The sequence below is a fragment of the Acidicapsa ligni genome (assembly GCF_025685655.1).
Classification (GTDB): Bacteria; Acidobacteriota; Terriglobia; order Terriglobales; family Acidobacteriaceae; genus Acidicapsa; species Acidicapsa ligni.
The window spans coordinates 1,350,887-1,369,530 of sequence record NZ_JAGSYG010000001.1; the positions used below are offsets into that span (position 1 = coordinate 1,350,887).

At 57.3% G+C, this 18,644-nt stretch carries 22 protein-coding genes; 16 read left to right on the plus strand and 6 right to left on the minus strand.

The window, feature by feature from the left end; genetic code table 11:
• Positions 1 to 2: 2 nt before the first annotated feature.
• The 6 genes from OHL19_RS05460 to arsM form a co-directional block, all read right to left on the minus strand.
• Positions 3 to 1,190, minus strand: coding sequence for an efflux RND transporter periplasmic adaptor subunit (locus OHL19_RS05460; protein ID WP_263356599.1), 1,188 nt, complete (start codon positions 1,188 to 1,190; stop codon positions 3 to 5).
• Complete coding sequence (locus OHL19_RS05465; protein WP_263356600.1) at positions 1,187 to 2,476, minus strand: TolC family protein; 1,290 nt, start codon at positions 2,474 to 2,476, stop codon at positions 1,187 to 1,189. Before OHL19_RS05465 ends, OHL19_RS05460 begins: the two co-directional genes overlap by 4 nt.
• A 44-nt stretch (positions 2,477 to 2,520) precedes the next feature.
• Positions 2,521 to 2,820: a hypothetical protein gene (locus OHL19_RS05470; protein WP_263356601.1), complete on the minus strand. Its 300-nt coding sequence runs from the start codon at positions 2,818 to 2,820 to the stop codon at positions 2,521 to 2,523.
• A 73-nt stretch (positions 2,821 to 2,893) separates the two neighbouring features.
• On the minus strand, positions 2,894 to 3,310 hold the full coding sequence (locus OHL19_RS05475) for an arsenate reductase ArsC (RefSeq protein WP_263356602.1): 417 nt from the start codon (positions 3,308 to 3,310) through the stop codon (positions 2,894 to 2,896).
• A 30-nt stretch (positions 3,311 to 3,340) separates the two neighbouring features.
• On the minus strand, positions 3,341 to 3,835 hold the full coding sequence (locus OHL19_RS05480) for an arsenate reductase ArsC (RefSeq protein ID WP_263356603.1): 495 nt from the start codon (positions 3,833 to 3,835) through the stop codon (positions 3,341 to 3,343).
• Positions 3,836 to 3,864: 29 nt separating this feature from the next.
• Positions 3,865 to 4,776 carry an arsenite methyltransferase gene (gene arsM / locus OHL19_RS05485; RefSeq protein ID WP_263356604.1) on the minus strand — a complete coding sequence of 304 codons (912 nt, stop codon included), beginning with the start codon at positions 4,774 to 4,776 and terminating at the stop codon, positions 3,865 to 3,867.
• A 76-nt stretch (positions 4,777 to 4,852) separates the two neighbouring features.
• Between arsM and OHL19_RS05490 the strand changes: the two genes are divergently transcribed.
• The 16 genes from OHL19_RS05490 to OHL19_RS05565 all read left to right on the plus strand — a co-directional run bounded on the left by OHL19_RS05490 (position 4,853) and on the right by OHL19_RS05565 (position 18,624).
• Positions 4,853 to 5,269 carry an ArsR/SmtB family transcription factor gene (locus OHL19_RS05490; RefSeq protein ID WP_263356605.1) on the plus strand — a complete coding sequence of 139 codons (417 nt, stop codon included), beginning with the start codon at positions 4,853 to 4,855 and terminating at the stop codon, positions 5,267 to 5,269.
• 4 nt (positions 5,270 to 5,273) lie between these two features.
• Entirely contained in the window at positions 5,274 to 6,395 is a 1,122-nt protein-coding gene (arsB, locus tag OHL19_RS05495; RefSeq protein ID WP_317890542.1) for an ACR3 family arsenite efflux transporter, read from the plus strand.
• A 24-nt stretch (positions 6,396 to 6,419) separates the two neighbouring features.
• On the plus strand, positions 6,420 to 7,787 hold the full coding sequence (locus OHL19_RS05500) for an FAD-dependent oxidoreductase (protein ID WP_263356606.1): 1,368 nt from the start codon (positions 6,420 to 6,422) through the stop codon (positions 7,785 to 7,787).
• Between the two features lie 68 nt (positions 7,788 to 7,855).
• On the plus strand, positions 7,856 to 9,094 hold the full coding sequence (locus OHL19_RS05505; protein ID WP_263356607.1) for a tyrosine-type recombinase/integrase: 1,239 nt from the start codon (positions 7,856 to 7,858) through the stop codon (positions 9,092 to 9,094).
• A complete protein-coding gene (locus tag OHL19_RS05510; RefSeq protein ID WP_263356608.1) occupies positions 9,094 to 9,999 on the plus strand; it encodes a tyrosine-type recombinase/integrase in 906 nt (301 codons plus the stop codon). Before OHL19_RS05505 ends, OHL19_RS05510 begins: the two co-directional genes overlap by 1 nt.
• Positions 9,996 to 10,988, plus strand: coding sequence for a tyrosine-type recombinase/integrase (locus OHL19_RS05515; protein WP_263356609.1), 993 nt, complete (start codon positions 9,996 to 9,998; stop codon positions 10,986 to 10,988). Before OHL19_RS05510 ends, OHL19_RS05515 begins: the two co-directional genes overlap by 4 nt.
• Positions 10,989 to 11,197: 209 nt before the next feature.
• Positions 11,198 to 11,476, plus strand: coding sequence for a hypothetical protein (locus tag OHL19_RS05520; protein ID WP_263356610.1), 279 nt, complete (start codon positions 11,198 to 11,200; stop codon positions 11,474 to 11,476).
• 24 nt (positions 11,477 to 11,500) lie between these two features.
• Positions 11,501 to 12,061 carry a hypothetical protein gene (locus OHL19_RS05525; RefSeq protein ID WP_263356611.1) on the plus strand — a complete coding sequence of 187 codons (561 nt, stop codon included), beginning with the start codon at positions 11,501 to 11,503 and terminating at the stop codon, positions 12,059 to 12,061.
• Between the two features lie 84 nt (positions 12,062 to 12,145).
• Positions 12,146 to 13,762 (plus strand): hypothetical protein, encoded by a 1,617-nt coding sequence (locus tag OHL19_RS05530; RefSeq protein ID WP_263356612.1) that lies wholly within the window; start codon positions 12,146 to 12,148, stop codon positions 13,760 to 13,762.
• A gap of 121 nt (positions 13,763 to 13,883) precedes the next feature.
• On the plus strand, positions 13,884 to 14,327 hold the full coding sequence (locus tag OHL19_RS05535) for a protein-tyrosine phosphatase family protein (RefSeq protein ID WP_263356613.1): 444 nt from the start codon (positions 13,884 to 13,886) through the stop codon (positions 14,325 to 14,327).
• A 111-nt stretch (positions 14,328 to 14,438) separates the two neighbouring features.
• Entirely contained in the window at positions 14,439 to 14,876 is a 438-nt protein-coding gene (locus OHL19_RS05540) for a hypothetical protein (RefSeq protein ID WP_263356614.1), read from the plus strand.
• A 93-nt stretch (positions 14,877 to 14,969) separates the two neighbouring features.
• Positions 14,970 to 15,677: a hypothetical protein gene (locus OHL19_RS05545; protein WP_263356615.1), complete on the plus strand. Its 708-nt coding sequence runs from the start codon at positions 14,970 to 14,972 to the stop codon at positions 15,675 to 15,677.
• Complete coding sequence (locus OHL19_RS05550; protein WP_263356616.1) at positions 15,670 to 16,317, plus strand: RES family NAD+ phosphorylase; 648 nt, start codon at positions 15,670 to 15,672, stop codon at positions 16,315 to 16,317. The genes OHL19_RS05545 and OHL19_RS05550 overlap by 8 nt, the downstream gene beginning before the upstream one ends.
• 177 nt (positions 16,318 to 16,494) lie before the next feature.
• Positions 16,495 to 16,722, plus strand: a complete 228-nt coding sequence (locus tag OHL19_RS05555) for a PRTRC system protein C (RefSeq protein WP_263356617.1) — start codon at positions 16,495 to 16,497, stop codon at positions 16,720 to 16,722.
• A 107-nt stretch (positions 16,723 to 16,829) separates the two neighbouring features.
• Positions 16,830 to 17,966, plus strand: a complete 1,137-nt coding sequence (locus tag OHL19_RS05560) for a hypothetical protein (RefSeq protein WP_263356618.1) — start codon at positions 16,830 to 16,832, stop codon at positions 17,964 to 17,966.
• Entirely contained in the window at positions 17,917 to 18,624 is a 708-nt protein-coding gene (locus OHL19_RS05565; protein ID WP_263356619.1) for a PRTRC system protein B, read from the plus strand. Before OHL19_RS05560 ends, OHL19_RS05565 begins: the two co-directional genes overlap by 50 nt.
• Positions 18,625 to 18,644: the final 20 nt, after the last annotated feature.

Sequence of the window (18,644 nt, forward strand, 5' to 3'; positions counted from 1 at the left end):
CGTTAGTCCTCCCCCAACTCGCCACCGGCGAGGATCGATTTCAGATGGAAAGCGCCCTGCGTCACAACCGGCTCTCCCGGCTTTAGCCCACTGATAATCTCTGTCTGGTTGTTGACGGTGACGCCTTTCTCTACCTCGCGTTTTTCAAATTGCGTTTGGGAGCGGCGAATGAAGACCACATTCTTGCCCTCCACCTCCTGAAGAGCACTTGCGGGCACGGCGATAGCCTGCTTGCTGAACTTGGTGGGAAGTTCGATGTTGGCGAACATATCCGTCTTCAGGCGCAGATCGCTATTGGCTACTTCGCAGCGAACACGGGCCGTTCGCGTCTGCGGATCGAGCACATCGCTGATGTAGGCCACTTTGCCCTCGAAAGACTGGTTGGGATAGGTATCCACTGTGATGAAAGCACTCTGCCCAATGCGGAGCCGTCCGAGGTCTTTTTCATATACCTCTGCCTGGACCCACACGCGAGAGAGATCGGCAACGGTGAAGACATTCCGGCCCGCATCGACGACATCTCCAGGAGATGCCTGCGTCTTGGTCACGACTCCTGAGAAGGGCGCTTTCAACGGAGTCAGAAATGTGGCGCGAGGATTATCATCGGCAATTCCAAAACGGTGAAGCCGCTGGCGTATGCCGTCGATCAGGGCTTGTTGCGAACGAATGTCCGCTTCGATCCCTTCCTTTTCGGCCTTGCTTGACTCGGAATCTTTTTCCGCCCCAGCGCCAATGTCCGCAAGACGGCGGCTACGCTCTGCCTGCCGGGTCGCCGGAATCAGTTGCGCCTTGAGGCGTTCGAGATCCGCGCGTGCCGATTGTTCTTGCGTAAGGAGTTCTCCAGCCTCGATGTTGTCGAAGACCGCAAGTGTCTGTCCGGCTTCTACCCGGTCTCCGATCTTAGCCCGGACTTCTACGATGCGGCCACGCGCCAAGGGGCCAATGATTCCGATCTTGCTATCAATCGGCTGGACGGTTCCAGTAGCCCGAAGGTACTCGTTCAACTGCGTAACAGCAGCCGGAGCGACGACCATGCCGATGTGCTGTTGCGCCGATACGCTCATCTCGACGAGATTGCTTTTGTTGGCGGACTCCGCCTGCGACTCGCCTTCCTCTTTCTGAACATTCTTTCGATTGCAGCCGGTGAACAGCAGCGTGCCGCAGAGAGACAAAACAAGAATGCGTTTCATGGATGGATTCCTCCTGTGGCGCGTTGAACTTCTGCCCATGTGCGGGCGGCATCTGCCTGCGCGTCGATATAAGCCAACTGGGTGTCCACCAGACGGCGCTGCTCGTTAAGCACATCGAGCAGCCGTAATTGTCCGAGCTTGTAAGCCTCGCGGATCACGGAGAGATTGTTCGTTGAGGGATCGAGCACCCCGCTCTGGAGAAGCTGTAAGGAATCCGCAGCCGTGCGCCACCGCTGGTAAGCTGCTTCTACTTCGAGTGGAATATTCCTCTCCAGATACTCTCTCCGCAGTCTCGCGCCGGAGGTGCGGGCCGTTGCAGCCTGCACGTTGCCAGCCCCGCTCCGACTGGTACGGAGCGGTATGGAGACTCCGAATTTGAGAATGTCGTCCCGGTCTCTTAGGGGGCTGAGTGCACCGCTGCTGTTATATCCAAACAGGCCGTCGAACTGGTTATCCTGCCGGGTGTAGCCAGCCGAGAGCGTCACGTCCGGTTTTGCTTCCGCTTTTGCCAGCTCGATGCCCGCCGCCTCCTGTTCTTCCTCAAGCCGCGCTGTCTTCAAATCCGAGCGGTTCTCCAGAGCCTGCCGTTTCAGAGTGTCGAGGTCCGTCGGAGCCGCTGCGGGAATCTCGGAGTCTGGAATCGGTGCGGTTTGGTCAAGCCCAGCCAGGCGGCGCAATTCAAGCTCCGCCGAGGTAAGACGGCCTTGTGCACTTCTGCGGGAGACTTCAGCGCGGCTGATCTCGACTTTGAGCAGACTGGCTTCGAGTGGGGCGACATCGCCTTCCTTGACACGAGCCTCGGTGAGTCGAAGCGTGTCTTGATTCAGACCAATCAGATCGCTCAGTACCTTCAGCTTGTGCCGCTCCGCGGATACCTCTGCGTAGGCTGCCGTAATTTCATACGCGAGTTGCGTGGAGCGCTGCTGAAAATCAGCTTCCGCTATGCCGACAGAAAACTCGGCGACGCGGATGCGCCTTCCTCTTTTCCCGAAGGTCTCGATGGATTGGGAATATTCCGCCCCGTATTGCTCTTCTCCGATGGTGCCCAGCGGTTTTCCTGTCGCTCCGTCCAGACCAAGAACCGGAGCAGGCCGTACTCCAGCCTGTCGCGTGAGGCCCTTCGCTTCTGCTATCCGTTCCCGGACGGCAGCCAGGTCTTTATTGTTCGCAATTCCTGCGCGCACCAGATCGTCCACGGTAGAAAGCGTGGACGGAACCTGCTGTGCTCCCAACAACAATGCCGGGAACAGCAGTGCGGGCAGGAAGAAGACACTTCTTCCTCGCATACACATCTCCTGAATTAGCTTTTGAGACCGACTGGACTACGGATTTAAGAAAGCTGGGGAGGATGGTCGATATGGGAGGGAGCAAAGAGAGGTTGTGGAACTGCCTCATCCGGGTATGCCGGAACCACCGTCTCTTGAGGTTCAAAGACAAGAGGTTTCACGGCGACCATGTGCGCGCAGCAGCACAGGCAATTGTCGCCTGACTCCTGTGGTTGGCCCTTGTGATACGGATGCGAAATGGAGCAGTCGGAGTCTGGGAGAAGATCGCAGGCAAGAATCTCCACGCTCGCAAAAAGCACGAGAAACATTGCCGTAAAACGAAACGTCTTGGACCAGAATCGCATCTGTCTCTATCTTGCCACAGTCGAGTGTCTCGGAGCCCCGCTTAGCGCGATTCAGTGGGAATCAGGCGAATCGTTATGCTGGGACGGTATGGGTGCTCAACCTCTCCTGTGCCAGCAATTGCAGAACACGTCGCCTGATCTCATCGCGGGTCTCTCGTACTGACTCAATCCCTTGTCCTTTGGGGTCCGGCAGCGGCCAGTCGTCGCGCCTGAGACCGGGAACGTAAGGGCATTCATCGCCGCACCCCATCGTGACCAGCATCTCGGCATTTTGCGCCAGCTCTGCTGTGAGTTTTTGCGGTTTCGCATTGCTGAGGTCGATTCCCACCTCGCGCATCACCTGGACAACTACTGGATGCACATGCTCGGCAGGGTGGGTTCCGGCGGAGATGGCTTGTGCAAGACCTGGATCGGCTAGCTGGTTAAAGAATGCCGCCGACATCTGCGAACGTCCGGCATTGTGAACACAGGCAAAGATAAAAGTACGCATTTATTCTCCAACTTCTTTGATTGGCGCGATCTATTGATGCCCGATCTTGTCGATTTCCTTCTGTATGGCGAGTTGGCCGAGAGTCGAGAGAGGTAAAGACAGGAACAGGCTGATTCTCCGATCCAGAATGGAGAAGGTGTCACGAAACGCCCGCTCTATTTCTGCTGGCGTGCCGACGGCGGCGGCAGGATCGGGCACTCCCCAGTGGGCCGTCAAAGGCTGTCCTGGCCAAACCGGGCAGATCTCCTTGGCAGCGTTGTCGCAGACGGTAAAGACGAATTGAAGCTGGGGCGCATCCGGTTTGGTGAACTCATCCCACGACTTGCTGTAAAAGCCTTCGGTGCTGAGTCCTGCAGCCTCGATCTGTTTGAGCGCTTCAGGGCGGACAATACCCGCAGGATGGCTCCCGGCGCTGTATGCGGTGAAGTTGCCGCGTCCCTTACGGTTCATGATCGCCTCGGCCATGATCGATCGTGCCGAGTTACCGGTACAGAGAAACATTACGTTGTAGTGCTGTGCGGCCATCGTTCGACTCTCCTCGCTCATCCAGCGCTTCACTTTGCCGGAGCGCAGCAGTTCGGCCCGCAACAAGGAGCCTGAGCGGTCTCGGAGGGTTTGACGGCGTAGACCTTAACGCTCGCCGCTGCAGCATTGACGTCATACTTGGAGAGCAGGTCAGTTAGGTCTTGATGCAGGCTCGCTGGTGTATCCGTCGAGCAGCAGGATGTGGTGGCCTCGGAGTCCATAGAGGGCGAGCAGCAGCCAGCTTGGTTCTCGACTTTGGCATAGGCATTCAGATCTGCGCCGCTGTCCACGATCTTGACGTGCTCGAACCCAGCAGCAAACAGCCCGTCCCGGTAGTCATTGATGAGAATCGCGCCGCCGATGCAGCCGACGTAGGCCGCCATGCTGGCCGCTACCTCGGGCGGAAGTTCGCTCTTAAGAGCAATATCGCTCACAGCCAGCCGGCCACCCGGTTTCAGCACTCGCGCAATTTCCCGGAAGACGGCGGGTTTGTCAGGAGCGAGATTGATCACGCAGTTGCTGATGACGCAATCAACTGAGGCATCAGGCAGCGGAATCCTATCGATGGTCGATAGATGGAACTCCACATTCTTGTAACCACCTGCAATCGCGTTCGTGCGGGCTCGCTCGATCATGGCCGGAGTCATATCGATGCCGATCGCCTTGCCCTCAGGTCCGACCAGGGGAGAGGCGAGAAATACATCCAGGCCGCCACCCGAGCCGAGATCAACCACGACTTCACCCAGGCGAATCGATGCAATTGCTGTTGGGTTCCCGCATGAGAGCCCCATGTTGGCTTCCGCCGGGATGGAAGTCAGTTCCTCAGCGCTGTAGCCAAAAGCCTGGGCAACAGCGGTTACACCTGCGTCATCGCTGGACAGCGAACTCTCTGCCACCGCTCCGTACTTCGACTTCACCGATTCAAGTAGCTGCTCTGCCATGATGTCCTCCAGACATATCTGTCAAAGCGACTATATTTCTTTCCTACACATCCGTCAATGCGAATATAATTCGGACATGGCAGCGAAACAGGCATTCAACATCGAGCGGTTCTTTCAGGCACTTGGCGACAATACTCGCCTCCGGTTGCTCAACCTGATGGGCGACCAGGAAATATGTGTGTGCTACTTCGTCGAAATTCTGGATCAACCTCAACCGAAGATATCTCGTCACCTTGCATATCTGCGCAGCGCCGGCATCGTTGCAACCCGACGAGACGGGAAGTGGATGCACTACCGGATCGTCATGCCGCCCCACATCGGAGCCACCCAGATTCTCCAACAGACTCTCGGTTGGCTGAAGGAAGACCGTGCGATGCAGGCTGACCGTGCACGGCTATCCAAGGCATGCTGCACTCCCGCTAAGTTCGTCGCGCTTCAGGGCGCACCTCTTCCAATTCCTGTTGATCCAAGTACCGTTTCCGCGTCGAGGTAATCCTATGTCCAGCACCCCCTATACACAAGGCCAGGTCTGCGCGCCAATGCCGCGCAAGAAATTGTCTTTCCTCGACCGTTACCTAACGCTCTGGATCTTCCTCGCCATGGCGATAGGTGTCGCAGTCGGACACTTCGTTCCTGGGTCGGCGGCCTTTGTGAACAGTTTTCAATCCGGCACCACAAACATTCCCATTGCCATCGGACTGATCATCATGATGTACCCACCTCTGGCTAAGGTTCGGTACGAGAAACTTGGCGAGGTCTTCCGCAACCGCCGCGTCCTCGGCCTTTCGCTGGTTCAGAACTGGATCATTGGCCCGCTGCTCATGTTCGGCTTGGCTTTGACGTTCCTACACGGTGAGCCCGCATACATGCGCGGTCTGATCCTGATCGGGATCGCCCGTTGCATTGCAATGGTATTGGTCTGGAATGAGTTGGCAGGTGGAGACACAGACTACGTTGCCGGCCTCGTCGCACTCAACAGCGTCTTCCAAGTCGTTTTCTACAGTCTTTATGCTTGGGTTTTCATCACAATCCTGCCCACTTGGTTCGGCTATCAGGGATCGGTTGTGAACATCAGTATCGGGCAAATTGCTCACAGCGTCTTTATCTATCTGGGAATTCCATTCCTCGCGGGTGCGCTAACGCGATTTGTACTTGTACGAGTGAAGGGCGAAGAGTGGTACCGGACGCAATTCATTCCTAAGATCAGTCCCTTTACCTTGTTCGCGCTACTGTTCACGATCCTGGTCATGTTTTCCCTTAAGGGGGATCTGATCGTCCGCCTTCCGTTCGACGTCCTGAAGATTGCAGTTCCGTTGGTTGTCTATTTCATCATCATGTTCCTTGTCAGCTTCTGGATGGGCAAGAAACTTGGTGCGGACTATGCGCAGACGGCGACCCTCTCCTTCACCGCAGCCGGAAACAACTTTGAGTTGGCGATCGCTGTGGCTGTCGCAGTCTTCGGCCTGAACTCAGGCGAAGCTTTTGTTGGGGTGATTGGGCCGTTGGTCGAGGTCCCCGCTTTGATCGGCCTCGTTAACGTGGCGTTCTGGATGCGTAAGCGATACTTCAAAGCGGCGGAGCCAGGGTTCGAGGTCCATCCCGTTGAGACCGCTCCATAGACATCCGGACAAGGGAGAAGCAAGATGAAGTTTCTGATCATAGGTGGCAGCGACGCCGGCATTGCCGCTGGACTCCGCGCTCACGAACTCGATCCGAGTTGCGATATTTGCCTCGTGCTTGCCGACGAGTTTCCCAACTACAGCATCTGCGGTCTGCCCTTTTATCTGAGCGGAGAGACCCCCGACTGGCATTCGCTGGCTCACCGAACGGAGTTCCCGGGCATCTCGCTTCTGCCCAGTCACACCGCAGAACGTATCGACCCAAAGTTGAAAACCGTTCAGGTGCGGCGCAAGGACGGCAATGAGGTCGAGATTGCCTACGATAAGTTGCTGATTGGGACAGGCGCCCGTCCGGTTCGACCGTCCATCGAAGGGTTCGACTTGCCAGGGGTATTTCCGCTGCACACGATGGAGGACAGCTTTGCCGTCCATCGATTCCTCGATGAGCGGCAACCGAAATCAGCCGTCATCGTCGGGGCCGGGTATATAGGTCTGGAAATGGCCGATGCGCTTACTCACCGCGGTATCCACGTCAGGATCGCAAGTCGTACGGAAAGGATTCTCGCGACAGTCGATCCATCTCTCGGAGAGCACGTCGAAGCGGAGATGCAGAAGCATGGTGTGGAGGTCTTCAATCGCGTGGAGATCAACTCAATTTCGAATTCAGGTGAGCAACTAACCGTTTTGGGCACATCGGGCTTCGCAGCCACCGTCGACCTGGTCCTCGTTGCAGTCGGCGTTCGGCCTAACAGCGAGCTGGGTATTGCCGCTGGCATCACAACCGGAGCAAAGGGTGCATTGCAGGTCAGCCGGCACATGGAGACCAATCTCCCCGATGTATACGCGGCTGGCGATTGCGTGGAAACATGGCACAGGCTCCTCAATCGGAACACTTACCTGCCGCTTGGCACGACAGCGCACAAGCAGGGACGGACGGCCGCGGAGAACGCGCTCGGTCACACCCGCGAGTTTGCTGGTTCCCTCGGAACTCAGGTCGTAAAGCTTTTCGACATTGTCGCGGCACGGACGGGGCTACTCGAAGATGAAGCACTAAAAGCTGGATTCGATCCGTTCACGATCGAGACAACGGTGTGGGATCACAAGGCATACTATCCCGGCGCTCGCGAGTTGCGTTTGCGTGTGACAGGCGATCAGCAAACCGGAAAACTCCTCGGAGCACAGCTCCTGGGACACAAGCAATCCGAGGTCTCGAAGCGTGTCGACGTGTTTGCCACCGCTCTCTTTCATCGCATGGACGTTGAGGAATTAAACGAGCTCGATCTGAGCTATACCCCTCCACTATCAAGTCCCTGGGACCCGATTCAAATGGCATCTCAGGCTTGGACGCGAGCTTTGAGTGCGGCACAATCGACCTCCCTGCAAACGGCTTAGCGAACAAGCAGATATTTACTCTGGATTTCGTCCGCTCGGAATTGTCTCCTTGATCCAAAGGAGGCAACATGCTCGAACACCACGTAAGTGCAAAAATCACTCGGAAAAGGCTCTATGCGGGGCCTGCCGCTAATCACGTCGACGACTTCTCGGATTGGTTACATGCCCGAGGGTATAAGAAGCGAACGGTCTTTAGGATGCTTCAATCCTTCGCAGCGTGGACCGATTGGCTCACCAAGACTGGAAGAACTACTGGAGACTTTGCCGAGGGGCTGCAGGAGTGTTTGAAGTATCTAGCCGAGGTGCCCTATACCCCTTACCAACGAGGGCCCAGACTGGAATCTCTCAGCGTTGTACGGCACTTCCTTCGGTTCCTCGAAGAACGCGGCCTACTTCCGGAAACTACGTCCCGCGATTCTCACGTCTCCTCCGTGCCGATGCTCCGAGAGTTCTATTCATGGATGCTCGAGCATAGAGGTGTCACGCGGGTAACTTTGGATATTTATCAAAGAGTGCTCGAAGAGTTCGTCACTACGGTCGGAAACAATCCAAGTGCTTACAGCCCAAGAACGCTGCGCGAGTTTGTTCTAACGCGAGGAGCACGCCACGGTTCCTCGTACGCGAAGCTGGGAGCTACAGCAGTGCGCAGCTACCTTCGATTTCTTGGAGTTACAGGACGTTGCAAGGTGGGACTGGAGTACGCGCTGCCTGCTCATGCTTCACGGAAATTGTCATCGATACCAAAGTTTCTCGTATCTGAAGATGTAGATCGCCTCGTTGCTTCCTGTTCCACCGACAAAACCGGACTGCGAGATAAGGCCGTGATCCTGCTTTTGTCCCGTCTAGGGCTTCGTGGGGGTGATGTCGTTCGGTTGCGCCTGACCGATATTGACTGGGAGAACGGAAAGATCAAAGTGTGTGGCAAAGGGCGCCGTCACGAGTTGCTCCCGCTGCCCCAGCAGGTGGGAAAGGCAATCCTGCGATATCTCCAGAAGAGTCGTCCGGCATGTAGAGCGAAGGAGTTGTTCGTTACGGTCCCACCGCCGTATCGGAAGCTAAGCTATCAGGCAGTGGGCGGCATCGTGCGTAGGGCCATTGATCGCGCCGGGGTCAGCTCACCTGCGTGCGGGGCTCATGTTCTCCGGCATTCTGCCGCGACAACGATGCTGCGACAAGGTGCATCCCTTGCCAGTATCGGATCTGTCCTTCGCCATCGTTCACCACAGACGACTACTCGGTATGCCAAGGTGGATATCGGGATGCTATCCACGGTCGCCCAGTCGTGGCCGGGGGTGGTGTCATGCTAATGACCTCCGTCGAACGCTATATCGCACTCCGTCGAAAGCTTGGTTATGGCCTCCTTCAGACAGATCGGTTGCTCAAGGCATATGCCCAATTTGCCAAGTGCCAGGGTGATACCTACGTCAAGGTCTCAACTGCCGTGGCATGGGCAACTGCGGCGTCTACTCCGGGCACCAGGTACGTTCGCCTCAATGCGGTCGTGCTGCTTGCTCGTTTCCTTCACGCGGAAGACGCAGGTCATGAAGTCCCTCCGTCACGCCTATTCCCACCTCCACAGGGCAGATTGATGCCTTACATCTACTCCGCAGATGAGCTGAGCAGACTCGTCGCTGCCGCGACGAAGCTTCCCAAAACATATGCTCTACGCCGAGCGACGTATGCGACACTCTTTGGCCTGATCGCTTCTACTGGACTGCGGATATCGGAGGCGCTCAATTTACGGTTGAGCGATGTTCAGCCAGGCGGCGTTCTTCTCATTCGTAGAGGCAAGGGCGGCAAGAGTCGGCTGATCCCTTTGCATTCGACAGTTGTGGCGGCATTGAATGCCTATCTCGAGTCCCGCTCGATACTTCCCACTGCCGATGATCATTTGTTCCTGTCCGCGGGGATGCGGGCCATTAGCCGGAGTATGGCGAATTACACCTTTCGCCGTCTGGCGTTCCACGCTGGAATCACCCAAACGGGGACCCGCCCTTGCCGAATTCATGATCTTCGGCACACGTTTGCTACTCGATCTTTGGAGAGGTGTCCGACGCGACGTGAAGATGTTGCTGCTCATTTCGTTGCGCTGGCGACGTACCTTGGGCATGTAGACATCACGCACACCTATTGGTATCTCGAGGCGACCCCAGAACTGATGACAGACATTGCCGCGTCTGCCGAGGCTCTGGTCGGCAAGGAGGTTGCATGACACCCATCGCACCCCTCATCACTGCCTTTCTCCGAGAGCACATGCCGGTCGAGCGCGGCTACAGTCCCAACACCTGCGAAACGTATGCTCATGCGTTTCGGCTCCTGTTCGAATATGCGTCAAGCCGTCTCCGGAAAAGGCCATCTCAACTGTGTATAGAGCACATCACCGCAGATTTGGTGCTCGACTTCCTCGGACATATCGAAAAAGCTCGCTCAAACTCCTCCGTTACACGTAACTCCCGCCTTGCCGCAATCAAAGCCTTCATGCGGTACGTCGAATTGCGCGCACCGTCTTCCCTTGAGCAGGCGCATCAGATCCGTGCGATTCCAACGAAGCGACATGATCAAGCCCTGGTTCAACACCTCACCATGAAACAGATGTGGGCGATCCTTGACGCTCCAAATCTGGCAACTCGCTTAGGCATCCGAGATAGAGCGATGCTGCATCTTTGCTTCGCTTGCGGTCTTCGGGTGTCTGAGTTGGTGGAGTTGCCTCTCGATGGCTTGTCCCTGCGGCATCCGCCAAGCATCCGTGTGTGCGGAAAGGGCAGGAGGGAGCGTTGCCTCCCGCTATGGAAGGATACTGCCAAGGATCTGCGAGCCTGGTTGGCTGTTCGTGGTCCGGTCCGCACTTCGGAGCTATTCGTGAATGCTGCGGGAGATCCCATGACACGAGCTGGCTTCGAATACGTCCTCGAGAGGCACGTCAAGGTCGCAGCTGAGAAGCTTCCCGACCTAAAGGGGCGTTCTGTCTCCCCTCATCAACTTAGGCACAGTTGCGCTGTGATCATGCTTCAAGCCACTCGCGACGTTCGAAAGGTCGCACTTTGGCTGGGCCACAGCGATATGCGCACAACGGAAGTCTATCTTCGTGTTGATCCGTCTGAGAAGCTCGAGGCTATGGAGGCGGTTCTTCCACCGAGCCTGCGTCGTGGGCGCTTCAAAGCCCCTGACGCTTTGATTGCATCTCTCCTGGGATCACCATAGCGCACACTTTGCAGCATGGGATTATGCGGAGTGAGATGGCGTCGGAACTGTGCTCTTACGCGGTTCTTGCGTCGACGCTCCGCATAATCACGCCCTCCACATAATGCGCGTTATGCGGTGCACCGCATAACGCCCACTATAACCAAGGGGGCTTCTATAGCGAATGGTTCACCACAGAGCTGGACCGCCTGCGCTTCCTCGATCATCTCTTGCGCTGGCCCTGCTATGGAGATCCGGCATATACCTTCTGCGATGTCGAGCGAGCCTTACAACGTGAGGTGCGCGCCCGCAATTACCGCGGGAAGCAGCAAGTCGTTGTTGCAGAGGCGATCCGTGCCTTCGAGATGGCAACACTCGAAAAGCTTGAGGCGAAGTATCGACAACCTCGCTCGGAGAGCCTCTCTTCCGAGCAGAGTGCGCGCACAGGTGCTTCGATCCGGCAATCGCCACCGGTCGCCATCGAACCGGCCCAAGGGACTCTGTTCTAAATCTCATCGTATCCAGGAGGCGACATGGGATACCCCGTGTTCTACAGTGGCGAAGTCGACGTGCAGCCACCGCTCTCAGCGGCACATGCCCTGATGGTGGAAGACGTCGTGAACATGCGAGAGACCGACGAGACTCGTCCGATTTTCGCAGCCATCCAAGCAAGTTCAGAGCCAGACCTGCCGGGGTACGGCGGTCAGCTCGTCGTTTCGGAAGACCGCTTCACTCTCGGCCCAGAGGAGGGAGAAAGCCGTCATGGCCTCCGTCCCTGGCTTGTCTTGTTGTTGGAGCACTTTTTCATTCCGCAGGGCTACGTTCTCAATGGGGAGATCAGCTGGGACTCGCCGGACGACGCGGAAGACCGAGGTACCGTCTACATCGAGACCAACAGACTAGAAACGACGGATGTCCTTTTCTTCGATCCGGGTCCGTCGTGGAATCCCAACGACTACGCAGATGACGTTTTGAAAGCCGCCCTTCAAAGTCTATTGGAGAGTGCGGATGCTACCGGCTGCACACCGGATCTCTCCGTCGTTGCGAGCGAACCGCTCACTAAAGTTCGTGAACTGATGGCAAAGATTCCGTAGCAAAGAGCCCTTTCCGTCCCGCCCGCGCCGCCCATTGAGGCGGCGCTTTCGTTTGCCCAAACCGATTCCCACCAGGGAGACGCAATGGAAGTCCATTCTCTTGAAACCAACTCCTCTGTTCCTCCACCGCTGATATCCGCTCCTCGAACCCAGAAAGCCCGGGGTATCGCTGCCCTTGCACAGTTTCAGGCGGCTCATCTCGTCCCGCCCTTTCAGGTGTATCCAGCGGATCGGGTCCTCCCGGAACAACTGATTGGATACTTCTCCCGCCCCTGTCCGATGCGGCCACGTCATGGATTTGTCGATTCCCGCACGATTTCCAACGTCGAGGATGGACAGGATTTGATCCGACGCACCCTTGACGCTGACCCGGAGGCGGAGATCGTCACCATGCCACTCGTCAAAGCTGCGTATAGCGGTATTTGGACGCGAGGATCGCTTACGGTCGGTATGGGGCATGATGGTGCCACGTGCGGGACCTCGGCATGGTCCATCCCGGCTTTGGGCAATCTGGTATCGGACTTCACCATGGGAGAGGCGGGTGTCCAGGACACTCCGTACGTGGAGGTGCTCTGGCCCAAGGATGATTCCGGCTATCGACTGGTCCAGCTTCGGGATGGTCCAGAACTGCCGCAGACAGCTGATTTCATCCCGGGTCGCATGAAGGTCGAGCGCGTGATTGTGGCATACGGCGACCTCCTGGCGTGGGAAGAGGAGATGCAGGACGCCGAGACGGGTACAGTCGTCTACCACCCTAACGGTTCTCTCGCGTCCCACTATGCCATTCATGCGGTACTCAACTGCGTACCGCTACTCATCAGCCGTGAACCGCAGGTGGGCGAATGGCTCGAGCCTAAAGGTGAAGCTCCCCGCGGTTCCGACATCGAGGCGCTTCGGGCAGGATTTCACTTGGCGCTTTCTCTCAAGGTGACCTATGAGGAAGCAGCGCATGTGATGCTCGCCGGCTGCCACCATCTCTCTGTCTGGACCGGAAAACACGACGATCTGCTCGGCCTCGCGCTGGGATTCGCCTACCGCCTCACCATTGCTGCGGCTCTGGGGGAGATGAGGCATGTTCCGGACAGCGGAAGGGATCGGGACGAGATCGAGTGTCGGGACGATGTCTACGATGCCTGCTGGAACGCTATGCGCGCTCCCGCCACGCGAAGTTCGTACGAGGCGGCCTTACGCGACTTTCACGGACTCATCTGGAAAAGGGGTTATGGAGGCGCGAAGTGGTTTTACTTCGCGCGATGGGCAGCGCTCCTGCACAACCACCTTGTGACGGGAGAGGCAGAGCTCGCCTTGCAGACGCTGAATCAATTGGTCCACTGCGCCCACAACAACGGATGGGCGTTCAACAAGTTTGTGCCCAACGAAATGCTGACACAGACGGCGCGGAATCCCATCTCGACGCTCATTCTGTGCGGCCCTCTCCTCTATCGTGTCCACCGCTTCGTCGATCAACGTCGGCTCAACCTTTCACAGCGCTTCCTTCACCATGCGGCTCCAATTCGCATACCGGTCGGAGAGCCCAACTTCGAAGTAATAGACGAGGAAGAACGCGAGGACGACTGGTCCGAGAGAAGGAGCTGCGATGTGCCGTTGGCAAGACGAAAGTCCAGATCTCTACGACGTGGAGTTCGAGTTCGAACAAGCGCTCTTCGAAGATTCTCGACTGCAGAAGACATCCCCTTCTAACCAAGTCAGTCACTACTCGTGGCTGGCGCCACTCTGCGCCCATCAGCCTCAGTGTGTCCTCAAGAGTACGGAGGGCGGGTGGAGCGTCTTCGCGGGGGCGGGTCCGGACTGCATCAGCAGCATGAACCGCTTTGATCTCCTGCTCAATCTCTCCGGCGACTCCCTCTTCAGGCGGCACATCATCCCTGTGCCGGCGCTCGCACAATGGGAGGGTGATGGCCCAATGTCACGCGAGATTGTGCTCGATTGGCCCGACATGGGGATCGTGGAGCTGCCTCGTGCCTTCTGGGTGAAGCTCGTCGAACAGCTCACCGTCACGAATGCGAGCATGCTCGTCTTCTGTGTTGGTGGTCACGGACGGACCGGCACTGCGATCGCTTCGTTGATGGTGGCGTGTGGCTGGACCAGCTCCGATGCGATCGGATGGGTTCGCGCCCACTACTGCGGCCGCGCCATCGAGACCGATGAACAGGAGCAGTACATCCGTTGGATCGCCGGCGAGGTGACTGAAGCTTCTCCCAAGAAGACCAGGAAAGAGCGTCGTCTGAAGCGGCTTCCTTTCTGAGCTTAGGTTCGCATCGCCACATCGCAACGAACGTAGAGCGCTCCACATGAACCTGAAATTCCTATCCAGGCCCGTATCGCGCGGGCCTTTCTCTTTCCGGAAGGGTGACCTATGTCCTACCCACCTTCAGAGCACCACAACAGTTGCCCCAGATGCCCGATCGTCGGAGAGAATCCGCAGGACAAACCCGAGTGGTATCAATTCCTCGCACTCCGATTCAACATCCGCATCGCCCAAGGGCTCACTCGTATCGAGATGCTGCACCGGGTTGACCCCCCGGCGCTGGCCACCTGGCTTGAGTCCACTCAAATTTGGGAAGCTCATCTCGATCATCTACCGCCCGATCTCGGGCCGGGCATCATGGTGACCCTGCCAAACAACTGTGGAAGGCTCTTGATCGACGGCAACCATCGCGCAGCCCAGTCGCTTCGGGAAGGGAGGGAATTCCTGGTTTATCTGTTACCAGAGAGGGCCACCTATAAGCTCCTGTGTAAGAGCATGTCCAAGCGCGAAGCGGAGTTCTACTGGAAACGACTGAAGGCGTCGTGACCAAAGTTGGTTAGTTTGGTTAGAAGTCAGGTAGGCATCACCATACTTACCCAAACCGTGATATCCTCAGAATGCGAATGAGAGGCGAAGACGATGGCGGTAAAGACCCAACGCACTTCGATGAAACGGGATGTGAGGATTGCGAGCTACGACGCCGTCCTCCCCAGAGTGATGGTAGGAACCGGCCGCGAGGTCAGCGCTGCTCTCAGCCAAAGTCCGGCGCGCCGCACCCTGGCCGTAACCTTTGACAGTGAGCAAGAACAAGAGGCAGCGGAAGAGGTTTATCGCCGTATCGGCGAATTTCTGCCCCAACTTATCCGGTCACGCCGGCAGGACAAACTCTCGAAGGTCGTCGAAGGCTTGCTTCCCGAGATGGCACCCTCCCGATCCGCCCTTGTGCAGGTCCGGATGCAGGCGGAGGCACGCTCGCAGATCCTCACTAGCGGAGACTACGTTCGTGCGGCCGATGTCGCGAAGCTCGCCGGTTACAGCGACAACAATCCGAGTGCCCAGCCGAGCAAGTGGAAGCGAGATGGGGCGATTTTCGTGGTCGAGCACAACGGTGCCGACTACTTTCCACTTTTCGGCCTGAACCCGGAGAAGAGCTACAAGCCGTATGCAGCGGTAGCCGAAGTGCTCAAGGTGTTCGGCGCGAAGCGGAGCGGATGGAGCATCGCGTTCTGGTTCGCTGCACTCAATAGCTTCCTCGACGATCGGCGTCCCCAGGACCTGTTGGCGGCCGAGCCTGATCTCATCGTTGCCGCGGCGAAGGATGAGGTGGAGGGGCAACAACATGGCTAAGCCCGCGGCTTCTTTGGAGCCGGGCCGGGCCCTGGACGCGACTCTGATTGAGTGGGGAAAAGACAAGACCTTCTACCGCGTGCATCACGAGCGCTTTCGCGGAGATGCTTTCAACCCAACTCGCCGCGGCAACGCAAGGTTCAGCCCGATCTACGACCCATCCGGAGCGGTCATCCCGACCCTCTACGCGGGGAGCACTCTCGACTGCGCTCTGATGGAGACCGTCTTTCATGATGTTCCCTATAAACCCGGATTCAAGCGCATCTCCCTCAGTGTTCTCGACGGACAGGTGCGCTCGGTCATCACATTCAAGCGCAACCTGCAGCTCATCGATCTGGGCACAATTGCGCTTCACAAGCTGGCGATCAAGCGCAACCAGTTGATCGATACGACGAAGGCCCATTATCCCCGCACCAGGAGGTGGGCTGAGGCGCTTTACAAGCAGGTCCCAAAGGCGCAAGGACTTCGATGGACGTCACGACAGGATGACCGTGGTCACGCCGTCCTGCTTTTCGGATCACGGATCAAGCCTACGGACCTCGATGCAGAGCCTGAAGCAGCATCCCTGATCGAAGAAGGTGAAGTCATACTGCCTGTGCTCGATCTCGCCCTCAGACTCGGTGTCGTTCTCGTCGATTGAGCGATACCCTCCGGCGTAAAAACTGTTACCCACCTAAAGTCTCCTCGGGCGCCTCGACGCCGCGACTCCCCTTGTCCGTAGAGTTACGGAACCTCTCATCCATCCATTCATCACCTGAGAGAGTGGGGAATTTTTGAATCGCAAACATTCCAACCGTTGTAAAGGAGAAGACCAGCGATGGCCACCACGACCACCACCAAACTCAAGACAACTGTGCTTTTACGCGAGTTTTACTACAACGGCGTTCGTATCCCCGATCCTGGGCCAGAGATGACGGTCGATCAGGTCCGCGACCTGCTCACCCCACGCTTTCCCGAGATCGCCACGGCCTCAGTAGAAGGTCCGGAGGATACAGGCAATGTGCTGCGCTACAAGTTCAGCCGCGCGATCGGGGAAAAGGGCTGACTTATGTCCTCGTCAGGGATGACAAACGATGAACTGCTCGCGCTGTTCGCCGCCAAAGCATCAGCGCCTCCGCCGGAGGCGACCCAGCTTCTCGTGAGGCACCTGAAATGCAAAGAATCGATCGCAGTCGCACGGATCGTATCCGACGCCATCCACCAGCACACCATGCACGGGAGCCAGAGGCTTGCACCGCCGTCAGAACTATTGCCACCTCTGGCGTAGCCACGCTGGCTCCATCCTTCGCGCAGGCATTGCCATCCCTGGCCGATGTGTCCACCGCCTATACCCATGAAGCACGCGCCGAGCTACTCTACGACCTGTGCGCGGCTCTCTCAAAGCAGGGTCTGGGAACGCCGGAGACGTGGGAGACCTGCAAAGAAAACTGTCTGGTCTTCGCCGAACATGCGATCATGCGTGGGATCGGAGAAGACCGCTGGAACGTTCTGAAGCGCAATGCTGAGTACCATCTTTCGGTCAGCGACGTTGCCGATCAAGACGGCTATGATGTCCCTCTCGGCAACGGCAAACTTGCCGTTACGATCGAGTGCAGCGGGTGCGGGTATCTCAAGATCGGACCTGCCATCGACGCGCTTGAAGAAGAAGCAGACGGTTTGGGAGCGGCCTTCTACTGGATCCTGACGTATGCGCTTTACCGCGTCATGCGGGTCTACAACCACTCCGACGCACTGGAGTATGAAGAGCGGCTAAGGGAATCGGCGGAGCATGAGGAAGACCGCGGAGATCAGTATGAGTTTCCCGAAGTCGAGAAGGCCATTCCCGAGTGCATCCGCAAGACGCTCGAGAGCGGCTATCGCGAAGCATACCGGAGCGCCAGGGGTATATTGCGGCATCACCGCAGCGAACGTTACAAGACATGGCTCGAAAGGCTCTATCGCATAGAACGATTGTCGAGACTCCGCTCCAAGCGGGAGTACCTCGATGGCGATTATTACGATGGTCCACCTCTGCCATCCCTCCTCATTGCCTTCAAAGAGCACGATGCTGTTACCGCGTGCTTCGATGAGGAAGGCCAATACATGCTCGAAGGCAGCGCCGAGCCCGCACTCATGGTGCACTTCACTCCGAGCAAGCCGGAAGAGGTCCTCGTCGCGATCCAACGGGTCGAGCGCTTTCTTGCTTTCAACTATGAGCTCTTTCAACTTGTGGAAGAGCTGCAAGAGTGGGAGAAACGTCATGCAGGTACATCTGTCGATCGGGGAGAACCATCGCTTCGAGCTGCGTGAAGCGCTACTTGTCTACAAGGGCAACCAGAGCAGCTTCATCACACACCACGAGATAAACCTTCATGAACAAGCACCTCCCACGCTCGGGCCTGCCCAACCCCTGACGCTGTCGTTCGTTGAATCTCTTGTACGCTCCCTCGGAGGAAATTCCGATGCAGAGGTGCTTCCGGAGAATGTCCTGGCCAAAGGAGAACGGACGCTTGTCTGGTGGAGTCCGGCGAGATACGAACAGATGTTTTACACGAATGCGGAAGGCAAGGCATCGGACCTCAATGGGAAGACCTTTGCGCAGCCGCCATTGGTCTGGAGAGTTTCGCACGGCCGCCTTAAGATTCGTGCGTTGACGGAAAACAAACGCCCCCACGCAAAGACCAAGCTGGCATTCGCGCCATTCTGGAATATCTCCAATAGCGGAGAGGTCTGCCTGGGATCGATGCGTTGTCCTGATTCGGCCGCAGCATCCGCAATTTCTGCTTGGGAGCGGGGCTTCTACGAGAGCGCATTCACGCATGGAAATGTAACCCGATTGACCCGGCACAAAGGCGGCTTCGAAGCGATGTGGGGCGAACTGGCAGGCAAGCGTAAACCTTTCCCATGCAGCCAACTGATCTCCATGCCGGAGACATTGGCTCAGTTTGTGCGTGGCAGCGGTCGGTAGTCCGGCAAGGCTATAGAGAG